This window comes from Serratia sp. BIGb0163 (assembly GCF_024809935.1).
Classification (GTDB): Bacteria; Pseudomonadota; Gammaproteobacteria; order Enterobacterales; family Enterobacteriaceae; genus Serratia; species Serratia quinivorans.
Window position 1 is genome coordinate 1 of record NZ_JANUDZ010000019.1, and the last position, 1,911, is coordinate 1,911.

Sequence of the window (1,911 nt, forward strand, 5' to 3'; positions counted from 1 at the left end):
GCGCGCGTGCAGCGTGCGGGGAACGCCGTTCACGGTCTGGTGTTCCGCCCGGAGCTGAGGACGTGGGACTACCGACGCATTGTGGCAGGGACCTCCCTGTCCATGCCCCTGGTCTTCTCCGTGATTTACGACTGACAGACCGCAATGCTAACGCGGCCATGAAGCCGCGCTTGCGCGGTCAACGAGACGGGTAAAAAAAACAGGTATGACAAAGAACACAGTAGTAACAACAGGTTGGCGTGCCCTGTGCAGCCTGCCACTGGCCCTCGCGACGCTGTTCATGACGGTGTCACCGGCCCAGGCATTTATGTTATCGGGCACCCGGGTGGTCCTTCCTGAAGGGAAGCCCGTTTCCGTGGGGGTTATCAGCGGAAAGAATGAGGGGGTGCTGCTTATCCGTTCACGGGTGACCGCCAGTCTGTCATCGGATGTGCCGGTAAAAAATGTGATGATTTCGCCCCCGCTGTTTCGTCTGGAGAAGGGGGGGCGCGGAACGGTACGCCTGCAGTCGCTGCCCGCACCGGGTCTTGCACAGGACAGAGAGAGCGTGTTTTACCTGTCAGTCGCGGGTATCCCTTCCTCGACGCCCCTGAGTCCGGGGACGGACAGGGTAGCGGCGGGGATGGTCATCGGCACCGGCCTGCAGGTCAAGGTGTTCTACCGGCCGCACAGCCTTGACAATGTCGCGGCAGAGCCCTGGAAGGCATTGACGGTGTCACGGGTGCCGGGGGGCATCAAGGTCAGTAACCCCACCGCGTTTCATCTGACGTTTTCACGTTTGGACGTGGATGGCAAGCCGGTCACCTTTGATGCACAGCACCCGACCATGGTACCGCCCTTTGGCAGTCAGGTGTATGGCGCGGCCAGTACGGTGAAAAAGACGCTCCACTGGACGGCGGTGAACGACCTTGGCGGGAGTGAGAAAGGCACGAATGTCATCCAGTAAAGAGACAAGGGGCGCAATATGCTGATGAAACGAACACCACCCGGGGGGATGCGGCATAGTGGCTGCAGCGTGGCTTTTTTGCTGGCGCTGTTGACGGTGGCCGGGCATGCCGACGCCAGTGTGACCGTGCATGCACTGGGTAATCTGACAGCGGGCAGCTGTAATATCGTACTGGACACCCGGGATGACAAGCTACAGATGCGAGGTGTTCTGGCCAGTGAGTTCGATACACAACAGACCGCGTCAATCATGCCCTTTCAGATGATAGTGGAAAACTGTAACGGAACGCAGGTCGGCGGCACGTTTGATGTCACGGTCAGCGGGAAGACCCTCACCACCGGCGCGAATGTGTTTAATGATAATTCTGCGGAGGATGTGGGGTTCATGCTGAAGGAAAACGGTAACGCCACGCCGAATTATTGGGCGGGAACACTGCAGGGTTATTACACCGCCGCGGGTACTGTTGTACCCGGTATACCGACGCAGACGACCGTGTTGCAGGAGGCTGACCCGTTGTCGACGCGCCTGAACTACTTTTTGGGGTTTGTGACACCCAAGATGGGGGGCGGTGTCGATGCTACGCCACGACACGTAACGGCAACCATTGAATTTAACGTTAATTACCACTGAGGCTGATTATGTGGAACAAGATAACGCGATGCACCGGCGTTCGCTATCGCCATGTGCTCAGCGGACCTGCTCTGACGCTTTCTGTGTTCCTGCTCATCAGCGCGAGCGGGATGAGCACAGGATATGCGGTCGGGAACGGGAACCAGGCGAAGGTGAGCGGTCTGGTCCTGGAAAGCAGTTGTGATGTCCAAGTGCTGGATGACAAGCAAATACCCCAGTCGGAATACCGGGCAGTGATTGAAGACCAGTCGGTAAGCACCGTGCAGGGCGGGGGTGTTTACGGATTATGGCCCGTCCGTATCCAACTGTCAGGTTGCCAGGGGGTGGTGTTGGAC

General features: G+C 58.5%; 3 protein-coding genes. All 3 read left to right on the top strand.

Translation table 11 applies throughout. The annotated features are described in order from the left end of the window. Positions 1-307: 307 nt before the first annotated feature. Positions 308-946 carry a molecular chaperone gene (locus M2406_RS26365; RefSeq protein WP_259191940.1) on the top strand — a complete coding sequence of 213 codons (639 nt, stop codon included), beginning with the start codon at positions 308-310 and terminating at the stop codon, positions 944-946. 18 nt (positions 947-964) lie between these two features. Further along, complete coding sequence (locus M2406_RS26370; protein ID WP_259191937.1) at positions 965-1,576, top strand: fimbrial protein; 612 nt, start codon at positions 965-967, stop codon at positions 1,574-1,576. 152 nt (positions 1,577-1,728) lie between these two features. After that, a partial coding sequence (locus tag M2406_RS26375; RefSeq protein WP_259191939.1) for a hypothetical protein occupies positions 1,729-1,911 on the top strand: 183 nt, incomplete at its 3' end.